Origin of the sequence: Paenibacillus oryziterrae, assembly GCF_042610485.1 — a bacterium.
In the GTDB taxonomy this organism is placed as follows: Bacteria; Bacillota; Bacilli; order Paenibacillales; family Paenibacillaceae; genus Paenibacillus_AQ.
The window spans coordinates 58,109-77,800 of record NZ_JBGJZO010000018.1 but is presented as its reverse complement, the minus strand read 5'-3'; the positions used below and the strand labels follow the sequence as shown (position 1 = coordinate 77,800).

Here is a 19,692-nt window from a genome sequence, read left to right as displayed (position 1 = left end):
GTACACTGTCGAATGGTCCAAGTGGAAAATGTCATAAACTAGGAAGTGATAAAATGATTGAAATGCAGGATGTCTGGAAGACTTACCCGAATGGAACCCATGCACTGCAAGGCGTTTCTGTTAAAATTGACCGCAATGAATTCGTATATATTGTCGGTCCTTCCGGTGCGGGGAAATCGACCTTTATGAAATTGATTTATCGAGAAGAAGTGCCTACCAAAGGTCAGATTTCCGTAGGGGGCTTTAATATTGGCAAGCTGAAACCACGCAAAATCCCGTATGTCCGGCGCAATATCGGCGTCGTATTTCAGGATTTCCGGCTGCTGCCGAAGCTGACGGCTTTCGAGAATGTTGCCTTTGCCATGGAAGTGATTGAAGCGCCGAAGAAAGTGATTAAGAAACGTGTCAATGAGGTGCTTGATCTGGTGGGATTGCGGAATAAAGCCAACCGTGAGCCTTCCCAGCTCTCCGGCGGTGAACAGCAGCGCATTGCCATTGCCCGGGCGATTGTGAACAATCCCTCCGTTATCGTAGCGGACGAGCCTACAGGGAACCTGGATCCCGAGACTTCGTGGGGTATTATGCAGCTGCTGGATGAGATTAATTTCCGCGGTACAACGATCATCATGGCCACGCATAACCGCGATATTGTGAACAAAATGCGCAAGCGTGTACTGGCAATCGAGAACGGTAATATCGTCAGAGACCAGGCGAGGGGGGAATACGGTTATGAGTTTTAAAACCTTCTTGCGTCATGTGCGGGAAGGCTTCAAGAACGTATTCCGCAACGGCTGGATGTCGGTGGCTTCCATCACGTCCATTGTCGTCTCTCTATTCGTGCTAGGTGTATTTATTCTTCTAGTTCTTAATGTAAATGCGGTAGCGGATAAAGCGGACAGTCAAGTACAGATCAATGTGCATCTGACGTTGAATACGGACCAGAAGCAGCGCGAAGCCTTACAGAATGAAATCGGCAGCATGCCGGAGGTTAGCAAAATCGAATTTGTCTCTAAGGAGCAAGGACTGCAAGAGTTCCGCGAAAGCCTGGGAGAGGATGCCGGAGACCTTCTCGATGGATTTGATGTAGATAACAATCCACTTCCCGATACGCTCCGGGTGGAAGTGATTCAGCCTACGACGGTTCCTTTTGTGGCCGATAAGATTTTGGCACTCAACGAGACTCATCCCGAGAAGCCAATCTATAAAGTGAAATATGGCAAAGGCTCGATAGAGACCTTGTTCAAAATAACAAAAGCGGTCCGCAATATCGGATTTATCTTTGTGGCAGGACTCGCTTTAATGTCAATGTTCCTGATCTCCAACACCATCCGGGTAACCATACTGGCCCGTCGCAAGGAGATTGGCATTATGAAGCTGGTAGGGGCGACGAATTACTTTATTCGCTGGCCATTTTTTATTGAAGGTGCGCTTATTGGTCTGATCGGTTCACTCGTCACCGTCGGCGCGCTTTATATCGGATATGGCAGCCTGGTGGCATCGGTGCAGGGAGATCCCATGCTGGGACTTCAACTGATATCTTTCAGCGATATTTGGCTTCTGCTGTGTGGGTTATTAGTAGGCCTCGGCGTTCTAATCGGAGTATGGGGAAGTACGGTGTCGATCCGCAAATTCCTTAGAGTGTAGATGCGAGAAACTGTTGTCGAACAATCATTTTATTTAGCAAGATAAAGGATGGGGAGCGCGAGTTGAAAAAGATTGCTGCCGGAGTCGCTGTTGTGTTGCTGGCTGTCACCATATTCCAGCCCTCAGACGGATACGCCAAGAAGAAAAGTGTTGCTGAAATTGAGAAGCAATTGAAGCAGCTGCAGAAAGAAGTGCAGGATGCTAAGGCCCAGCAGGAGAAAGCGGAAGCTAAAGGGCAGGAAGCCCAGCACTACAAGAATAAGACAACGCTAAATCTGCAATATGTCCTGGACCAAATTACGCAGGTTAAAGGCGAAATGACGAAGACATCAGATAAGATTGCCAGCACGGAAGAATCTCTCAAGGCTACAGCGGATGAGCTTTCGGCTGCCGAGGAACGTGTGGCATCGCGTGAGAAGCTGCTGGAATCCAGAGTGCGGCTGATGTACACAGATGGCGGGGTTTCTTATTTGGATGTTCTGCTGTCTTCCACCAGCTTTACAGATTTCCTGAACCGGGCGGATTCACTGAAGAGTATTGTGGATCAGGATCAGGATCTGCTGGAGCAGCACAAGCTGGACAAGGAGACGGTTGTATCCAAGAAGCAGGAGCTGGAAGGGCAGTATGCTCAGGCCAAACAGCTTTATACCGATCTGGAGTCGCAGCGGAGTGTACTGAAAGAGAAGGAAGACGAGAAGCAGCAGCTTATCGCTTTTTATGATCAGGAGATTCAAGAGTCCGACGAGCTTAGTGAGGAGCAGGACGCGAAGCTGGTACAGCTGGCAAGTGAACGTTCCAATCTGGAGCAGCAAAAGAACAAGATTAAGGCTGAGGAAGCAGCACGCAAGGCGGCTGCGGCCAAGGCGGAGGCAGCGCGCAGAGCGGCTTCCGGCTCCTCATCCTCCAACTCGAGTTATGCTGGGGGCAATGGTCCCCTGCTGCTGCCGGTTGGCAGCGCACGGATCTCCTCACCTTTTGGTCCGCGTACCCATCCGGTCACGGGTGAGAAGGGCAAGGTGCATACCGGTACTGACTTTGCAGTTCCTCAAGGGACAAGCATTCATGCAGCGGATTCCGGTACGGTGCTGGTTGCCGAATGGTGGAGCGGCTACGGATACTGCGTTATTATTGATCACGGCGGTGGGATGTGGACACTATACGGGCATATCCGCGAGGGCGGCCTGAAAGTGAAAGCAGGCGACAGTGTTAAACGCGGTGAGATCATCGCTGAATCCGGTTCGACCGGACGTTCTACAGGACCACATCTTCATTTTGAAGTACGTATTGACGGTAAAGCGGTTGATCCAATGCCTTACTTGTAATTTACAGGCCTAATAAATATTAATGAAGCATACGGCATATACTGGAAGAGATACCGCCCTTGGATTGGACGGACCTTAAGTTAGGAATCAAAGATGGACAAGAAGGGACGGTGGGACAAGATGTTAAAGAAAAGTACAGCGGTGTTTATGATCATTGCCGCCTTGCTATGCGGAAGTGTGCTTACTCTTGGAGTGACGAACGGCACCAGCCTTTTTTCGGGACAGGCAGCTGGTGAAGCGGTTGCGGCTGCTGTTACAAGCGGCGGACTTCAGCAGAAGGAATCGCAAAAGCTTGGAACCGCCCTGGATCTGATTGTGGGGAATTATTATCAGGATGTGGACCGGGACAAACTGATCGACGGTGCAGTCAACGGCATGATGGAAGCTCTCGGTGATCCTTATTCCAATTATATGGGCAAAGAAACTGCTCAGCAGTTTGAAGAGAGTATCGAAGGCTCATTCTCGGGTATTGGTGCTGAGGTATCCTCGGATAACGGCAAGGTAGTTGTAGTGTCTCCGATCAAAGGCTCTCCGGCAGAGAAAGCCGGTGTTCAGCCGAAGGATATTATCCTGTCCGTTAACGGAGAATCTCTGGATGGCCTGGAGCTGAATGCGGCAGTTGCCAAAATTCGCGGGCCTAAAGGAAGCAAGGCAACACTAAAAATTCAGCGTGCTGGATCCGCGACTCCCATCGAGCTTGTAATCACTCGTGATGATGTGAAGCTGGAGACCGTGTATGCTACCATGGAGAAGGACGGCGTTGGTGTTATCGAAGTCACCCAGTTCTCCATGAATACAGGAGAACGTTTCAAGGAAGAGCTGGCTAAGCTGGAGAAGCAGGGCATGAAAGGACTTGTCATTGATGTCCGGAATGACCCGGGCGGCGTACTTCCTGTCGTCATTGATATGGCAGAGCAGTTTGTTCCTTCCGGCAAGGCGATTGTGCAGGTTGAGGATAAGAACAAGCAGCGCGATGTCAGCAAATCGGAAGGTAAAGGCAAAGCGTATCCGGTTGTCGTGCTGATGAATAAAGGCAGCGCGAGTGCATCGGAGATCTTGGCTGGAGCCTTGCAGCAATCTGCTGGAGCCAAGCTGATCGGCGAGAACTCCTTCGGCAAAGGAACCGTACAGACGAGTTTTGATAAAGAGCTTAAGGACGGAAGCCTGCTGAAGATTACAATCGCGAAATGGCTGACACCAAACGGTACATGGATTCACGGCAAAGGAATCAAACCGGATATTGCCGTAGCCCAGCCGGATTATTTCTCGGTAGCGCCGATTAATAAAAAGGTGACACTGCAGTACAACATGAACAGCGCGGATGTGAAGAATGCGCAAATCATGCTGGACGGTCTCGGTTACAAGCCGGGCCGTAAAGACGGATATTTTGACGCCGCTACTAAAGAAGCGGTGAAGAAATTCCAAGCGGCTGCGAAGCTTCCGGTTACCGGCTCAATCAACGCTAAAACAGCGGAATCGCTGGAACTGGCGCTGATCAAGGTCATTCAAGACCCTGCTAAGGACAATCAGCGAAACAAGGGAATCGAAGAGGTGCGGAAGGAAATCAAAGCCACAGCGTCGAAAAAATAATAAAGCTTAAAAAGAAGGCTGAGGTCAGCCTTCTTTTTTTTAAATGCAAGAAAATATAAGTTTTAAATGATATAAAGACAGCAACTTCTTACTTCTGAAATGGGCTGTTTTGAGATAAAATGATATGTAGCTTGGACTGTAACAGGAACCGTAATTCTTGAAGGAGCGTGACGTAAGCATTGAATGCGATGCCAGAACTGCTCGAAAGCTTAGGCAATGCCGTTCTAAACCTGCTGACACAGCCTTATTATTATATTTCCGTGATATGTATTGCATTTATATACCGCAGGCAAGTCCTGCTTGAGCGGAAGCTGCTGCATGGGAAGCTGCACAACTGGATTACGGAGACCTGGCGTACCGTCTGGACCGGTCTGGCCGTAGGACTACTTGTCTCACTTGCAGGGGTAGCATTGGGCATTTCGTTATCCGGTACAGCAGTGTCGTTAATATGGGCAGTAACTGTGATTCTGCTGTTGATTCGCGTCCGTTATTTATGTTTTGCTTGTTCTATTGGGGTACTCGGTGTGATTCAGGTGGTTCTGTCCTGGTTCCCTGAATCTGTGGCGAAGGGCAGTCTAGGGGAAGTATTGACGGCATTAAGGGAAATGGACATTCCGGCTCTGCTTGTGCTCGCTACTGTGCTCCATTTGGTGGAAGCGCTGCTACTCCGCTGGAATGGGGCGCGTCAGGCATCACCACTGTATCTGGAAGGGAAGCGCGGTAAGGTAGTCGGCGGCTACCAGTTGCAGAACTTTTGGCCGCTGCCGCTATTCCTGCTGATTCCCCAGGGTGCGGGAATCGGAGAATTACCCTGGCATCCGCTGCTGGGCGGAGGCTTAGGGCTGGTGTCCCTGCCGGTCATCATCGGCTTCAGCGGGATGACGCAGAGCATGCTGCCGCGCCGCAAGGCAGCACGCACTTCAGGACGGCTGCTGGTGTACAGCGCCGTCCTCCTGGGGCTCAGCATGCTTGCCGCATGGTGGAGCCCGTTGACGCTGCTTGCTTCGCTGGCAGCGGTTGGCCTGCACGAAGGGCTGGCGTGGTACAGCGCTCTGGAAGAGCGCCAGAGCAGCCCCTTCTTCGTGCATCCGCAGCACGGCCTCATGGTTCTGGCCGTGCTGCCGGGCAGTCCCGCGCAGGAGATGGGCATCCTGCCCGGAGAGATTGTACTGAAGGTCAACGGAGTCCTGTTGACCCGCAAGGCGCAGCTGCACGAGGCGCTGCGCATGAACCCGGCATTCTGCAAGCTGGAAGTGCAGAATGCTGCTGGAGAGAGCAAGTATCTTCAAAGAGCGATCTATGATGGGGACCATCATGAGCTTGGCATGATACTTGCACCGGACATTGATGAACCGCAGTCGATACGGGCTTACCCGTCTACCCTTTATGGCATGCCCAAACTAAAGACTGGTACCGCAGGTAAGGTAGTGAACCCGGATACTCCTACCGCCGCCTTCCCGACACGCAGCAAAAGCGCCGAATCAGCCAAAGGCTGACCGGCGCTTTTTGCCGATCTGAGGGGCCTGCGCAGCAGGGTCAGGTACTCTGCAGCGCAGGCTCCACAGATTAAGACTGCTGGCAGTTCTTCAAATAAAAGATCGCAATTTGCGTCCGGTCCCGCAGTCCCAGCTTGCTCAAGATATCAGTGATATAATTCTTGACGGTTCCTTCACTAAGGAACAGTTCTCCGGCGATTTCTTTATTGGAGCGGCCTTCGGCAATGGCGGCGACTACCACCTGTTCAGCTTTAGTCAGGCCGAAGGCATCAAGCGGCTGAGGTTGTGCCGGTACGGCCTGCTGGTTTATAGGCTGGAGAAAGGTCGCCAGCTTACGTGCGATGTCGGGATGAATCAGCATATTACCTTCATACACGGTTTTGATCCCCTGGATAATACGGTCCGGGGGAATATTTTTGAGCAAATAGCCGCTTGCGCCATTCCGCAGTGCTTCAATGATGTATTCGTCGTCATCAAAGGTAGTCAGCATCAGGACGGAGATATGCGGGAAGGCTGCTTTGATCAACCGGGTTCCCTCTACACCGCCGCACTCCGGCATACGGATATCCATCAGTACCACATCGGCTGCGGTTCCGTCTCTTAGTAAATCCATAACCTCATGCCCATGGCCGGCAGCGCCTGTAACGGTTATCGAGGGATCCAATCCAAGCAGTACCTTCAGACTTTCGCGTATAAAGGAGTCATCGTCTACAATGACTACGTTGATCATAAGCCAGCCCTCTCTTATCGGTTGATTCTATAATCGGGATCCACTCATTATCTAATCTCAGACGGTCTGACCACAGGAAGTCGCGTAATCACACTGAATTGCGGCGCCAGCCGCAGCTCCAGCGTTCCGCCGACAAGACGTGTCCGCTCTGTCATGCCCTTCAGTCCCATTCCGCCTCTGCTCTGCAGTCTTTCAAGCTCTTCCCCTTGCGGCAGGACGCCGTTATTGCCAACCTCCATCACGACTTCGGATTCACTGAAGCTCAGCGTAATCCATAATTCTGTTGCCTCACCATGACGCAAGGCATTCGTGATGGCTTCCTGGGCATTTTTATGAAGAACGACTTGAAGACTTGGATACAGGGCAAAAGGTATTCCCTCAACCTTATAGGAAGTAATCACTCCGGTATCCCGTCCGGTCTCCTCTAGCAGCCGGTCAAGAGCATACGCGCCTTCCAACTGGGGGGAGTAGTTAATGCGTTTCACGGCTGCACGCATATCATCCATACTGGCTGCTACCTGGTCGCGGATTTGGCCCATCATGGCCATTCCGGTGTCTGGAGAAGCAGGAAGCGTATGGATAGCAGCCTCCAGCATCATTTTGACGCGAATCAGCCGGTGTCCGATATCATCATGCAGCTGGCGGGCGATACGTACCCGTTCCTCCGACTGTGCCGCATTCTCCACCTGTGCCGCATACTGCAGCAGCCGGTTGCGGGTCTCATCCAGCTCGAAATGTTTTTTGCGCAGAGAATCGTATAGATGTAACGTCTCATCCTTCTTCTGGTCGGTCCGCCGGATCTGGGTAATCAGCAAGGCTGCCAGAAGGAAGGAGAAATTATGATAGATCCGCAGGAGCGGGGAAGAATCCATCGTGGCCAAATTCAATGCGAGCAGATGAAGGCATGCGTATAACTTGGGAATGTAGGCCGGGCGGAACTGGGAATAGAACAACAGTACAGAAACCGCCGGAAAAAACATAAGACCTCCGTACTGATAGCAGAGCCAAGCGGTAAGGAGCATTTCAATAGAGACCGCCAATAATTGAATAGTACCTGAAAGCCTGAAACTCAGCGCAGCGAGCAGCAGCAGAAGGAGGAAACTCAAGGTGAACAATCCATAGTCTGTATACTCATGAAGATAAATTGAAATGATGGAAGGAGCAATAATAAGTCCGTACCGCAGCAAGGTCAGCTCTCGATTCACTGCATACTCATCCTTTTCGCCTCTTTTCTTCCATCTTAGCATACTTGCCTCCACTAGCAGGAGATGACTTTAGTCACCTCCATAAGATGACCTTGTGTACCTTCGGTAAAGGGTGAAGCGAGATACAATAAAAGCATGGAACGATCAGAGACAGGAGAGATGGAGAAATGACATTTGCGGTATTAACAGATGTGGTGAAACGGTATGACGGTAAATTAACGGTCGATCATGTGAACGTTAGTATCAGTCAGGGAGAAATATTTGGTCTACTCGGCCCAAATGGTGCGGGAAAAAGCACAACCATCAGTATGATTTGCGGATTGCTAAAGTCTGATGGAGGCGACATTGTCATCGATGGCATTTCGGTCGGGAAGAATCCGCTGGAGGTCAAACGGAGAATTGGTCTGGTTCCTCAGGAACTGGCCCTTTATGATGCACTGACAGCGGCAGAGAATGTAACCTTTTTCGGGAGATTATACGGCCTCAGCGGGAAGCTGCTGAAGGAGCGGGTCGCAGAAGCTTTGGAATTCACAGGTCTTAGTGACCGGGCCAAAGAGAAACCTGCCACCTTCTCCGGAGGGATGAAAAGAAGGCTGAATATCGCCTGCGCCATCATGCATCGTCCCAAGCTGATTATTATGGATGAACCAACCGTCGGCATTGATCCCCAGTCCCGCAATCATATTCTGGAATCCGTCAAAGCACTGAACAAGATGGGCTCAACGGTGATTTATACAAGTCACTACATGGAGGAGGTTGCAGCGATCTGCGACCGGGTAGCCATTATGGATAAGGGGCATATCATTGCTTGTGGTACGGAAAAAGAACTGCGGGAGAGAGTCGCCCAAGAAGAGAAAATCGTCATCAAAGCGTCCAATGTCAGTCCGGCGCTCATTAATGAGCTGGGCCTTCACCCGCGGATCAACCGCGTAGAGGTGAAGGAGGATATGGTGGGACTGTACCTCTCTTCTTCACAAACGGAGCTTCAGGATATATTGTTTATTTTCGCCAAGCATGAAGGGGTTATCGCTTCACTTAACATTGAGGAGCCTGATCTGGAGACGCTGTTTCTGAGCCTGACCGGTCGGACGTTACGGGATTAATGGAGGAGACACGAACATGAAGATATGGACGATCATGAACTATGAACTGCGGCGTCTGCTGCGGTCCCGCTCGCTGCTGATTAATCAGTTTCTGCTGCCGCTGGTGCTTATTTTCCTACTGGGGTCGGCACTGTCCGGAGTCGTGGGCATGAAAGAAACTTCTGCGGTGGATCCGGTACGTGTAGGTATTTTGTGGACAGCTGAGAATGGTACGGAAAGCTCTAAAATGATAGATTCCTTTCTGGGTTCGGAAGAGCTGAAGAAGATCATTATTCCAATCCAGTCAGATAGCCGGAGTGATCTGGAAAGCGGCCTGCGGTCGGAAAAGTACGGGTACGGCGTTGTCATTCCTACGAACTTTGATGCTCAGGTTCAGCGCGGCGGAGAAGCGAAGCTTGAGTTCATTCTGGGCAAGGATTCTATGGATAATCTGGTAGCAGGCACGGTATTCGACAATTTCCTTGGGAGCATCAATTACAGACAGGCGGCGGCCATGAAGCTAGGAACGGAGGTGCTGACCGCAGCGGCTCCTGCTGCAGATGAACGCTCTTCCGTAGCTTTAGGTAAGCTGAACGATGAGGGAGATACCTATACGGCAGTGCAGTTTTATGCAGCTTCCATGCTTCTGATGTTCCTACTCTATTCCGGCCTGACGGTTATCTCTTCGCTGTATTCAGAAAGGGAGAATCATACATTACATCGGATCAACTCCATGCCGGTCAAAGGTACTCAGCTGTTCACCGGTAAAATTCTCGGCATTGGTCTCGTGACAATTCTGCAATGCTCCGCAATTATCCTGCTGACCGACTGGCTGTATGGCGTCGATTGGGGTAATCGTCCGGGTCTGCTGATTCTTACGTGCGCGCTGATGATCATCGCGTCCATGACCATTTCCATCATCGTGGCCATGTTCTTCAAAACGGCGGCGGGTGCAAGAACCTTTATCAGCATACTGACCGTTGTGATGACCTTTATCAGCGGCGGGATGTTCCCCTTGCCGGAATCCTGGGTGGATTCGGTCGGAAGCTTTACCGTCAATCACTGGGCGCTGCGAGCTATTGTACGGATTATTCTGCATGCGGAGCTGCCGCAGATTCTGCCGAATATCCTTATGCTTTCGTACATCTGCCTATTCCTGTTCGTTGCTGCGCTGATCTCGTACCGGAAGGTGGGTTACCATGAATAACATAGTAACGATTACTTTGAATATGGTGAAACGGACCATTGGCACCCGCAAGGGACTGCTCACGTATATCTTACTCCCCAGTCTTATTGTAGCCGGTTTGGTATCCGTTACCGGAGGTACGGCGGATTACGCTTCCCCGTTGCTGGTTATGAATCTGGATCAGGGGCGGGCAGGCCAGCATGTGCTTGCTGAGCTGAAAGCAACGGGAGATTATAAGCTGGTCATCAAAAGTGACGAGGCTGAGCTTAAGGATGCCGTCATTGAGCAGAAAGGCATTGCAGGCATCTTTATTCCTGCTGATTACTCCGAGAAATTACTTGCCGGTGCAGGACCGCAGCTGAGCCTGTATGAGCTGAAGGCAACGGAAGCATCCATCATGCTGAAGATGAAAATGTCGGAGCTTGGGGACCGGCTGGAAGAAACGGCTGTCATGGTAGCTTCTTCTGCTGGAGCTGCTGACGGGCAGGCTCGTTTAGCGGAAGTGCTGCAGCAGGTAGAACAGCATAATATAGGCAGTGTTCGGACGGATTATAATCTCTACAGTAAAATGGGTCTTACCACCATTACCGGATTTACGCTAATGTTTCTGATGGGTCTTGTGGTAAGCTCCGTGACGATTATTATGGATGACCGCCGGAATCGCACGATGCTGCGGATATTCAGCGCTCCGGTTCGGTCATATGAAATGGCCATTGGCAATTTTCTGGGCAGCTTCTCTGTTGGGATGCTGCAGATCATCTTCATGCTTGTGCTGGGTAAATGGGTGCTGCGCTACGATTACGGTCTGCCGATGTTTACGTATTTCCTGATCCTGTCCGCTTTTATGCTGGTATCGATGGGCATTACCAGCACCGTTGTTGGCCTGATTCGCAATCCGAACAATGCCGGAATGCTTAATATGCTCATCATTATGCCGACCAGCATGCTGGGAGGATGCTTCTGGCCACTGTCCATCATGCCGGATTATATGAAGAAGGCGGCTAACTTTGTACCCCAGAAATGGGCGATCCAGGCGGTGGATATTGCTTCGACCGGCGGCGGTTGGAGTGAGCTCTGGCTTCCATTTGCTGTGCTGGGTGCAATGGCTGCAGTGCTGCTTACCATCGGTTCGACGGTACTTCGTCCGGGTGAACCGGGTGTCGGCGCATAAGCCGCGCTTCACCTTTTTCAAATTTAATGTATAATATGTAATAACTGAATAAAGGAACGTTTGTTTTTCGGAGGAGCCTGTCACCAAGGGCTCCTTTTGTCTTTTTTCAGGGATAAATACAGAGAAGTGGGGAGGAGAGGTTATGGAGTTTATTCTATATCTTATACTGATTTTATTATGTACGAAGCTTGCCGGGGATCTCGTGGTGAGGCTGGGGCAACCCGCTGTGCTGGGGAAGCTGATTGTCGGAATTGTACTGGGACCTGCGGTTCTCGGCTGGGTTCAGGACGGGGAATTTATACATTACTTCTCGGAGATTGGCGTACTGCTGCTGATGTTCATCGCCGGTCTGGAGACGGATCTGGAGCAACTGCGAAAGAATTGGAAGTCGGCGTTTGCCGTAGCCATCGGGGGGATTCTACTGCCTTTTACAGGCGGATATGCACTTGGTGAATGGTTCGGCTTCGCTTATCATAATGCATTGTTCATGGGTGTAATTCTAAGTGCTACATCGGTTAGTATTTCGGTGCAGGTGCTGAAGGATATGAACAAGCTGAACTCCCGTGAAGGTTCTACGATTCTTGGGGCGGCCGTGGTCGATGATATTCTGGTAGTTATCTTGCTTGCGGTCCTGATGAGCTTGTTCGGTACGGGAGAGGAAGTGTCTGTTAGCCTTCTGATTGGAAAAAAGGTTCTTTTCTTCGTAATCGCCATCATTGCCGGATGGTTCGTGGTTCCGCGCGTGATGAAATGGCTGGCTCCACTCCGGGTCACGGAGGCGACGATAACGGCCGCCCTTGTGGTATGCTTTGCGTTTGCTTATTTCGCGGAAATGATGGGGATGGCCGGAATTATTGGTGCTTTTGCTGCAGGGATCGCGATATCCCAGACCCCATTCAAGCATACGGTTGAGGAGAAGCTCGAGCCGATCGCGTATTCCATTTTTGTTCCGGTCTTTTTTGTAAGCATCGGGCTGAGTGTTTCCTTTACGGGAGTGGGCGGGCAGCTCGGGTTCGTCATCGTGCTTACCCTGGTTGCTATCCTTGCCAAAATGCTTGGGGGCGGGCTGGGCGCGCGGCTTACCGGTTTTAATAACCGTTCCGCGGCTATTATCGGCTCCGGGATGGTGTCACGGGGTGAAGTGGCTTTGATCATTGCTGCCACGGGCCTGCAAAGCGGTCTCCTTCTACAGGAGTACTTCACCTCTGTCATTATTGTGGTCATCGTAACTACGCTCATCACCCCGCCGCTGCTTAAATATATGTTCCGGTAATGAAGTCGATACTGTGCCAATACGGCTGTTTTGTTCTGCTATAGATCAATCCATAGGGGTCACTCCTTCCGGGGAGTGGCTTTTTCTCTGTCTTCAGCCGGGGAGAAACCCCCGCCTTAGGTCTGAGTAAAGAACCATCCGCTGGACGGTTTTGACATTTGAGAAAAATCCCTAAACTAAATCCAGAAGATACAGAGTGGAAGGGGAAGTATACAATGACATGGTTAACGAAATGGGCGTTCGGCAATAAGGCGGCGGTCGGGCTTTTGGTGGTAATGGCAATTGTGGTGGGGCTGATGAGCTACACCTCGCTGCCAATGGAGTTTATGCCGGAGGCGGATAACCCGCAGGTTACCGTTACGGTACTGGGTCCGGGGCAAGATGCACACTCCATGGAGACGAATGTAACGAAGCCTATTGAGGCGGCAACAGCTTATGTTAAGGGCAAGAAGGAGCTGCTCTCCACTTCAGGAGATGGTTATGCGAAGGTTGATATTTATTTTGACGGCACAACCAATATGAAAGACGCAGCGCAGGAGGTTCAGCAGGCGGTAGACGCCTTGCAGTTCCCGCAGGGGGTTATGGACCCGTATGTGCTGCAGCTGAATACCTCGATGATCCCGGTTTCGGAGGCAACGCTTTCGTTTGACGAGGGATTGACTAAAGAGAACCTCGAGCTTGCAGAAGACAGAATTATTCCGGAGCTGCAAAAGATTGACGGCGTATCGAATGTCGCATTGTACGGCAAGGTAGCTCCGCAGGTCGGAGTGAAGCTTGATCCGCAGCTTATGGCTGCCAAAGGAGTGTCTGTCGCACAGGTGATGGGTCTGCTTCAGGGCCGTAGTGTATCGGCTTCTCTTGGAGAGCAGACGATCGGCGGACAGAGCGGAAATGTGAATGTAGTATCTGCAATAGATAACATCGATACTCTGAAAAAGCTCCCGGTTGCGGCGGGTGTAACCTTGCAGGATATTGCAGCTGTGGAATGGAAAAATGATCAGGAGAGCATCAGCCGGTCGAACGGCAAGGATGTGCTGTTCGCCATTGTAACCAAGGAAGCCAATGCCAATGCAGTGGATGTTGGCAACAAAGTGAAGGATGCCGTGAAGACGATTAATTCCAACGTAAAAAATGCCGAACTGGCTGTTGTCTTCAGCACTTCGGATATGGTTGTCACCTCGGTCAACAGCATGATGCGTGAAGTACTTCTTGGCGCATTGTTCGCGACGATCGTGATCCTGCTGTTCCTCCGTAATATCCGGGCAACCATTATTACTGCAGTGTCTATTCCGCTGTCACTCGCAGTTACTCTATATCTGCTGGATATCTCCGGTATCACCTTGAACATTATTACGCTCGGGGGCGTCGCGGTAGCAGTCGGTCGTCTGGTTGACGACAGCATCGTAGTGATCGAGAATATCTACCGCAGATTACAGAAGGAATCTTTCTCCTTTGAGATGGTTATTAGTGCTACCAAGGAAGTAGCTAGAGCCATCACTTCATCTACCATTGCTACAGTAGCCGTATTTCTGCCCATGGGACTGCTGCGAGGCGGGCTACAGGCGTTCCTGCTTCCATTCGCACTGACAGTAACCTATTCTCTGTTGACTTCGCTGGTTGTAGCCTTGACGGTCGTTCCTCTGCTTAGCTCATGGCTGCTGCGGAACACTTCGATGAAAGAGCATGAGCCTTCCCGTAAATTCACCCGGTTCCTGGAGTGGAATCTGAAGCGGAAGTGGATCACACTGTCCTTGGGTCTGATTCTTCTTGCGGGTTCAGTTACAGCCTATATTACAATGCCAAAAGGAGCACTCGATGCCTCCGATGCCAGCATGGTAGCAGTTCAGCTGAAATATCCGAACGATGTACCGGTAGAGGACGTCATTGCAAACGGCAAGCTGCTGGAGCAGGAGTTGATGAAGCAGGATCAGGCCAAAACGGTACTGATGCAATCCGGCAACAGTGCAGACTCCGCCAAGTGGGGAAGCGTCAGTGCGCTGACTCAGGTGGATTATACTGTGGTCATGAAAGAAAATGCCGATGCAGAGAAGTTTATTGAGCATATCCGCAGCCTCAAGGATTCCTATAAAGGAGCAACCCTGACTGCGAATGAATCGAGCATGATGGGTTCGGCTTCAACGACCGAATATATTGATATTGTCGGAGATGACCTGGCTGCAATTACAACTGTAGCCGATGATGTTACCGCTAAAATCAAAAACGTTGATGGTGTGGCGAAGGTCAGCAGCAACATGGATGACACCAAGCCGGTGTTCTCTTTCAAAGTAGACCCTGCTAAAGCCAATGCACAGGAAATCTCCATGCAGCTGGCAGCGGTGCTGAACCCGATGCCATTGGGACAAATCGACCTGAACGGCACTCCTGCCGCAGTAGTGATGGACCCGATCGCTCAGCCTAAGACACAAGAAGATCTAAAGGGTATTACCATTATGACCAGTGAAGGACCACAGCCGCTTTCGGCGCTGGCCACACTTGAAGTGAAGAATGAGCCAGCAATGCTGTACCACAAGGACGGCAAACCTTATGTACGAATTACGGCAGAGGTCGATCCGAAGAAGGTCTCCGAAATCGGAGCCGATATTAAGAAAGAAACGGACGCTATTACCCTTCCGGAAGGGGTAACGTTGTACGCAGGCGGCGCCTCGGTAGATCAAGCAGGGGATTTCAAAGACCTTGGAATGACCGCGCTGATCTCCATCGGACTCGTCTACCTGATCATGGTGCTGACGTTCAAAACGCTGCGGGCTCCATTCGCCATTATGTTCTCTCTGCCGCTGGCGGCTATCGGGGCGATTGTCGGACTGCTTGTCTCCGGTGTAACGCCTGACTTCACCGCATTGTTCGGGGCACTGATGCTCATCGGCATTGTCGTGACGAACGCCATCGTGCTTATAGACCGCATCAAGCAAAATGAAACCCATATGAGCATCCGCGAAGCGATCCTTGAAGCAGCCGGAACCCGGATGCGTCCGATTCTGATGACCGCCATTGCCACCATCTTCGCGATGACTCCCCTCTTGTTCGGACACTCCGAGCAGGGAAGCATCGTCTCGCAGAGTTTGGCAATCGTCGTTATCGGCGGATTGACCGCTGCTACACTGCTTACGTTGATCGTAGTACCAGCCATCTATGAGCTGTTCTACTTCCGCAAGTCAGCTAAGGAACGTAAGGTGGCTGTTCAGGCTAAAGCGCAAGAGGCTTAATAGGTAGCTGTTTAGGAAAAAGGCAGGCCCTTTCTTCGTCATCGTCGATGACCGAAGGAAGGGCCTGTATCAATTGAGGTCACGTTAATTTCCCGTGCTCTCATAACGGGAAAGTCCAAAGCGGAAGATGCCGTAGGCAGTGAACGCGCTTCCGATGGCCACGACGGGGCTGAGCATCCACCAGCCGGACCATTCGCTTTTGCCGAAAATGTAGGTTGCCGGAAAGAAGCTGATAAAGGAATAAGGAAGCACCGTCGAAATGAAGATGCGTACCGCTTGGGGAAATAAAGAGATCGGGTATTTAGCCAGGTCAGCCAGGTTATGGACCATGAGCGGAAAAGCGTTGCGGGCGTTACGAATCCAGAAAGCGGCTGAGTTTCCCGCCAGGATAATGGATACACGGATAATGACCGCCATTATCATCAGCAGCATGATGATCAATATTTTCGCAGGTGACCAGTCAGGCGTGCTGTGGGCAAGAGATTGCCAAACAATCACACCGCCGATCAGCAGGTTTCCGAGGCCATTGATACCGATACCCGTACAGAAGATCTGCAGAACCACCGGCACCGGCCGCAGCAGATACCTGTCCAGATCCCCCTGATTCACCAGTCTGCTCATTCTCCAGATTCCTTCGCAAAACAAGGACGCAACTCCTTCTGTCAGATAAATCATCGCATACATAAACGTCACTTCCCAAAACTGCCATCCGTTGATGTCGGGGATCCGGTCATAAATCACCCAGAGAAAGATGAATCCAAGCACCTGTGTTAATGCAGCAGAGAACATCAGAATATAGAAGTCCTTGTTATATTCCAGGATGACCTTTAGCTGCTGTACATACAGTCTTTTATATAAATAAAACATCCGTTGCAGCGACATGTCCTTGATTCCTCCTCTCTATCCCCCATGAATGGTGACCTGGCGGACTGCCCAGTTCCACATGCATTTCCCTAAAATCCATAGTGCAGCTCCCCAAAAACATTGGATGCCAATGAGCTTCAGCGCTTCCCATGCTTCAGCCTGCTGCAGGAAAATCACAGTGGGAGTGTGGATAATGCTCTGGAAAGGCAGCAGCAGGGCCAGCTTCTCCAGCCAACCCGGGAAGAAGGCCAAAGGAACAAGTGCCCCGGAGAGCAAATTGGTAACAGCAATCCTCGTCCAGACAATGCCCAGCGAGCCAGTTGACCAGAAACAGAGCAGGGCGGCCAGATATACAATTCCGAATTTGACGACCATAGCTGCCAGCAGGCTGATGACGAATAATAGGTATACAAGCGGATCGTGCGGCACGGATATTCCGGAATTGAACAAGGCAAAAATGCCGATGAGAAAAGCGCTCATTCCAGCTTCTACGAGGCTTGATCCTAATGTCTCCGCGAACCGAGCGCTTTGAAAATCCAGCGGCTTCAGCAAATCGGCGGCGACACTGCCATCGAGGATTTTGCCGGAAATGGCCGTCTCCGAATACCAGGTCAGAACCGAATTGGCCAGGAAGGTTACGAGCAGGTAAGATTTCATCTCATCCCAGGTGTATCCGCCCAGCGAGTCGCGGCCATGGTAAATCCCTTGCCATAAGAAATAGATAGCCAGTAAATTGATGAAATTAGCAAGGAACGAAATGATATACGAAACCCGGTAGGCCAAAATATTTTGCAAAGAGCGGTTGGCAATACTGCTGTATTTCTTCAGTGTGATCATGAGCTGGCACTCCCGTATGTCCTGTCCGAATTCAGGTCCAGCTTGCCGTCGTACACGGCTTTGATTACCTGCTCAATGTTGGCATCCTCCATCCGGAAATCTACCACTTCGCCATGCTTCATCACCCGGCTTACCACTTCGCTGGCAGTGTACTCATGACGGTCAAAGGAAACGGAGAACTCTAATCCGCTCTGAATATCCAGTTTCATCCCGGGAGTGTGCTCCAGCTGCTTGAACAAATCAGGTAAAGGGGATTCTACTTGAAAGAAAATGGTGCGTTTACCGGCGAACCGGGATTTGACCTCTGCTAAACTGCCGTCATAGATAATGGAGCCGTGGTCAATAATGATCAGCCTTCTGCACAGATCCTCAATGTCGCCCAGATCATGAGTTGTAAGCATAACGGTGGTTCTCTGCTCCTGATTGATCTGCTTAATAAATTCCCGGATTTTCTGCTTGACCGATACATCCAGCCCGATGGTGGGTTCATCCAGATAGAGGATCGGAGGATTATGTAATAATGAAGCGGCCAGGTCCGCACGCATGCGTTGACCCAGGGAGAGCTTTCGGGCCGACAAGTGGATAAATTCATTCATGCCGAGAAGCTCAATGAACCGGTCCAGATTACTTTGGTATACGTGTTCGGGAATATGATAGATATCTTTCAGCAAAGAGAAGGATTCAATAATCGGAATATCCCACCACAACTGGGTGCGTTGACCGAATACTGCGCCGATCTGTGCGGCATTAGCCATTCTCTTCTTGTGGGGATTGATACCGTTTACAGAAACGGTGCCGGAAGAGGGGACCAGTATGCCCGTCAGCATCTTGATGGTGGTGGATTTGCCTGCCCCGTTAGGCCCTACATAGGCCACTGTTTCACCGGCTTCAATGGAGAGGTCAAGCGGTTGTACAGCAATCTTTTCAATATGCTTTGGTACAAATAAGTGCTTGACCGCCCCCTTTAGTCCGGGCTCCTTCACCGCCTGCATGAACGATTTGGATAATTGTCTGGCCTCAATAATACTCAAGAAATTCACTCCCTTATCCTGACGCCTCAAAAGAACTATTGGCAAATATAGCATAGGTATAGTATCGAAGGCTGTCGCAATATAGCGAAGAAATAAAGGAATTTAATGTATTTGGCGGATGGTGCATACCCAAAAAACGGCTGATCCAGTCGGATCAGCCGCTTTATCTAAATATTCAATCGGCCTTCAACATGTAATCTATAAGTTTGTACTGATTTCTGGTGATTTGCCGATTGTTGATCTTCCGACACTTATATTTTTCTACCTATCCAAAACGGTTGATGGGACTCCAGATGAAATGGCTAATATTTGTAAATAAATTCTTTATATATTAAAAAAATAAATATATATTAATAATATGGAATTAAAGGCGGAAAGACGAACGTATATGTGTGAACATTTTCACAATAATCTTGCTAACGTTAGAAAAAAGAGGTCATGCCTTGCTGCCATCATGAAATATAAATGAAGGGAATGTTTTTTGTGAAACATGGATTGGTCATTTTATTGCTAATTACTTCACTGGGATGTAGTGGTTGTATGATAACTAATGAAAGTAACAACTTAATAAGTACTAGTAAAGTACAGATGCATGATGAAAGTCATGAATTAACAGTGACTATTGGGGATGAGAGTATTAAAAACATTTCCTTCAATTATTCGAAGGATAGCATTTCAGAAAGTGAAAAGGATATTTTTAAATCTGAACAACTCACTTTATCTGAAACTAAGTATATAGAAATCAACAAGAAAATAACTTTAGATTTTGGAAAAGTCCCACCTGACAATGTTACTGTCAAAGACATATTGTTGAATTCAGAGGGGGGGTATTTGTATCCCGATAAGTTGTCTACCGATATTTCATTAACTAATGAAGATGATAAATTTAGTTTTCTACTGCAAAAAAATCCAGCATCTCTGTTGAATTCAAAATTTGATAATACAAGGATAGATTTCAGAGGGTTTAAAATTATAGCGACGTGGGGCCTGAATAAAGTAATTTATGCATTTGTGATAAAAGCAGATGCATATTGATA

At 49.9% G+C, this 19,692-nt stretch carries 16 protein-coding genes; 11 read left to right on the top strand and 5 right to left on the bottom strand.

Features of this window, described 5'->3' with window-relative positions; all coding sequences use genetic code 11:
• Nucleotides 1–53: 53 nt before the first annotated feature.
• The 5 genes from ftsE (at nucleotide 54) to ACAN55_RS17435 (ending at nucleotide 6,052) form a co-directional block, all read left to right on the top strand.
• Nucleotides 54–740: a cell division ATP-binding protein FtsE gene (gene ftsE / locus ACAN55_RS17455; protein ID WP_379135555.1), complete on the top strand. Its 687-nt coding sequence runs from the start codon at nucleotides 54–56 to the stop codon at nucleotides 738–740.
• Nucleotides 730–1,644, top strand: coding sequence for a permease-like cell division protein FtsX (gene ftsX, locus ACAN55_RS17450; RefSeq protein WP_379135552.1), 915 nt, complete (start codon nucleotides 730–732; stop codon nucleotides 1,642–1,644). Before ftsE ends, ftsX begins: the two co-directional genes overlap by 11 nt.
• 62 nt (nucleotides 1,645–1,706) lie before the next feature.
• Nucleotides 1,707–2,966, top strand: a complete 1,260-nt coding sequence (locus tag ACAN55_RS17445; RefSeq protein ID WP_379135550.1) for a murein hydrolase activator EnvC family protein — start codon at nucleotides 1,707–1,709, stop codon at nucleotides 2,964–2,966.
• A gap of 120 nt (nucleotides 2,967–3,086) precedes the next feature.
• Entirely contained in the window at nucleotides 3,087–4,556 is a 1,470-nt protein-coding gene (locus ACAN55_RS17440) for a S41 family peptidase (RefSeq protein ID WP_379135547.1), read from the top strand.
• Between the two features lie 188 nt (nucleotides 4,557–4,744).
• Nucleotides 4,745–6,052, top strand: a complete 1,308-nt coding sequence (locus ACAN55_RS17435) for a PDZ domain-containing protein (RefSeq protein ID WP_379135601.1) — start codon at nucleotides 4,745–4,747, stop codon at nucleotides 6,050–6,052.
• A 70-nt stretch (nucleotides 6,053–6,122) separates the two neighbouring features.
• Here the strand turns inward: ACAN55_RS17435 and ACAN55_RS17430 are convergent, their stop codons facing one another.
• Nucleotides 6,123–6,782 carry a response regulator transcription factor gene (locus ACAN55_RS17430; RefSeq protein WP_379135544.1) on the bottom strand — a complete coding sequence of 220 codons (660 nt, stop codon included), beginning with the start codon at nucleotides 6,780–6,782 and terminating at the stop codon, nucleotides 6,123–6,125.
• 47 nt (nucleotides 6,783–6,829) lie between these two features.
• A complete protein-coding gene (locus ACAN55_RS17425; RefSeq protein WP_379135541.1) occupies nucleotides 6,830–8,029 on the bottom strand; it encodes a sensor histidine kinase in 1,200 nt (399 codons plus the stop codon).
• 125 nt (nucleotides 8,030–8,154) lie between these two features.
• Here ACAN55_RS17425 and ACAN55_RS17420 point away from each other — a divergent pair, with 125 nt between their 5' ends.
• The 5 genes from ACAN55_RS17420 to ACAN55_RS17400 all read left to right on the top strand — a co-directional run bounded on the left by ACAN55_RS17420 (nucleotide 8,155) and on the right by ACAN55_RS17400 (nucleotide 15,923).
• Entirely contained in the window at nucleotides 8,155–9,090 is a 936-nt protein-coding gene (locus tag ACAN55_RS17420) for an ABC transporter ATP-binding protein (RefSeq protein WP_379135537.1), read from the top strand.
• Nucleotides 9,091–9,106: 16 nt separating this feature from the next.
• On the top strand, nucleotides 9,107–10,276 hold the full coding sequence (locus tag ACAN55_RS17415) for an ABC transporter permease (RefSeq protein WP_379135534.1): 1,170 nt from the start codon (nucleotides 9,107–9,109) through the stop codon (nucleotides 10,274–10,276).
• Entirely contained in the window at nucleotides 10,269–11,426 is a 1,158-nt protein-coding gene (locus ACAN55_RS17410; protein ID WP_379135530.1) for an ABC transporter permease, read from the top strand. Before ACAN55_RS17415 ends, ACAN55_RS17410 begins: the two co-directional genes overlap by 8 nt.
• Before the next feature lie 142 nt (nucleotides 11,427–11,568).
• Entirely contained in the window at nucleotides 11,569–12,699 is a 1,131-nt protein-coding gene (locus ACAN55_RS17405) for a cation:proton antiporter (protein WP_379135528.1), read from the top strand.
• Between the two features lie 215 nt (nucleotides 12,700–12,914).
• Nucleotides 12,915–15,923 (top strand): efflux RND transporter permease subunit, encoded by a 3,009-nt coding sequence (locus ACAN55_RS17400; protein ID WP_379135525.1) that lies wholly within the window; start codon nucleotides 12,915–12,917, stop codon nucleotides 15,921–15,923.
• A gap of 84 nt (nucleotides 15,924–16,007) precedes the next feature.
• Here the strand turns inward: ACAN55_RS17400 and ACAN55_RS17395 are convergent, their stop codons facing one another.
• The 3 genes from ACAN55_RS17395 to ACAN55_RS17385 are packed head-to-tail and all read right to left on the bottom strand — an operon-like array spanning nucleotide 16,008 to nucleotide 18,655.
• Nucleotides 16,008–16,805 (bottom strand): ABC transporter permease, encoded by a 798-nt coding sequence (locus tag ACAN55_RS17395; protein WP_379135523.1) that lies wholly within the window; start codon nucleotides 16,803–16,805, stop codon nucleotides 16,008–16,010.
• 18 nt (nucleotides 16,806–16,823) lie between these two features.
• Nucleotides 16,824–17,624 (bottom strand): ABC transporter permease, encoded by an 801-nt coding sequence (locus ACAN55_RS17390; RefSeq protein WP_379135520.1) that lies wholly within the window; start codon nucleotides 17,622–17,624, stop codon nucleotides 16,824–16,826.
• Entirely contained in the window at nucleotides 17,621–18,655 is a 1,035-nt protein-coding gene (locus tag ACAN55_RS17385; RefSeq protein ID WP_379135517.1) for an ABC transporter ATP-binding protein, read from the bottom strand. Before ACAN55_RS17385 ends, ACAN55_RS17390 begins: the two co-directional genes overlap by 4 nt.
• Nucleotides 18,656–19,195: 540 nt before the next feature.
• Here ACAN55_RS17385 and ACAN55_RS17380 point away from each other — a divergent pair.
• The gene (locus ACAN55_RS17380; RefSeq protein WP_379135515.1) at nucleotides 19,196–19,690 is read left to right on the top strand and encodes a hypothetical protein; all 495 of its coding nucleotides are present in this window, start codon (nucleotides 19,196–19,198) and stop codon (nucleotides 19,688–19,690) included.
• Nucleotides 19,691–19,692: the final 2 nt, after the last annotated feature.

Coding starts and splice junctions, on each gene's coding strand:
- ftsE (WP_379135555.1), top strand. CDS start 54: ATGATTGAAATGCAGGATGTCTGGAAGACTTACCCGAATGGAACCCAT.
- ftsX (WP_379135552.1), top strand. CDS start 730: ATGAGTTTTAAAACCTTCTTGCGTCATGTGCGGGAAGGCTTCAAGAAC.
- ACAN55_RS17440 (WP_379135547.1), top strand. CDS start 3,087: ATGTTAAAGAAAAGTACAGCGGTGTTTATGATCATTGCCGCCTTGCTA.
- ACAN55_RS17435 (WP_379135601.1), top strand. CDS start 4,745: ATGCCAGAACTGCTCGAAAGCTTAGGCAATGCCGTTCTAAACCTGCTG.
- ACAN55_RS17430 (WP_379135544.1), bottom strand. CDS start 6,782: ATGATCAACGTAGTCATTGTAGACGATGACTCCTTTATACGCGAAAGT.
- ACAN55_RS17425 (WP_379135541.1), bottom strand. CDS start 8,029: ATGCTAAGATGGAAGAAAAGAGGCGAAAAGGATGAGTATGCAGTGAAT.
- ACAN55_RS17420 (WP_379135537.1), top strand. CDS start 8,155: ATGACATTTGCGGTATTAACAGATGTGGTGAAACGGTATGACGGTAAA.
- ACAN55_RS17415 (WP_379135534.1), top strand. CDS start 9,107: ATGAAGATATGGACGATCATGAACTATGAACTGCGGCGTCTGCTGCGG.
- ACAN55_RS17410 (WP_379135530.1), top strand. CDS start 10,269: ATGAATAACATAGTAACGATTACTTTGAATATGGTGAAACGGACCATT.
- ACAN55_RS17405 (WP_379135528.1), top strand. CDS start 11,569: ATGGAGTTTATTCTATATCTTATACTGATTTTATTATGTACGAAGCTT.
- ACAN55_RS17400 (WP_379135525.1), top strand. CDS start 12,915: ATGACATGGTTAACGAAATGGGCGTTCGGCAATAAGGCGGCGGTCGGG.
- ACAN55_RS17395 (WP_379135523.1), bottom strand. CDS start 16,805: ATGTCGCTGCAACGGATGTTTTATTTATATAAAAGACTGTATGTACAG.
- ACAN55_RS17390 (WP_379135520.1), bottom strand. CDS start 17,624: ATGATCACACTGAAGAAATACAGCAGTATTGCCAACCGCTCTTTGCAA.
- ACAN55_RS17380 (WP_379135515.1), top strand. CDS start 19,196: ATGATAACTAATGAAAGTAACAACTTAATAAGTACTAGTAAAGTACAG.